The sequence below is a fragment of the Oleiphilus sp. HI0086 genome, assembly GCF_001635225.1.
Window position 1 is genome coordinate 1 of the sequence record NZ_LWFZ01000478.1, and the last position, 290, is coordinate 290.

The following is a 290-nucleotide window of genomic DNA, read 5'->3' on the forward strand; positions in this document are numbered from 1 at the left end:
GCGTAAGGAGCCAGCCTTGACTCGGTATATCGCATCGCAGCAAAAGACTTCGGGTCATCCGGAGAACCCCAGTTTCCTTGTCCGTCAATAAGGGGGTAGCGATAACTGAAGGGCTGCGCCATCAAGACCATTGCCTCGTAACAAGCACTGTCTCCATGAGGGTGAAACTTACCCAAGACATCACCCACCGTACGAGCAGACTTTTTGTACTTGGCTGTCGCCTTCAAGCCCAATTCGGACATAGCGTAAACGATTCTACGCTGGACAGGCTTCAAGCCGTCCCCAACATG

General features: G+C 52.8%; 1 protein-coding gene. It reads right to left on the minus strand.

The window, feature by feature from the left end; genetic code table 11:
- The coding region (locus tag A3756_RS05895; protein WP_304438863.1) for a DNA gyrase subunit A at nucleotides 1-290 on the minus strand (290 nt) is incomplete at both ends.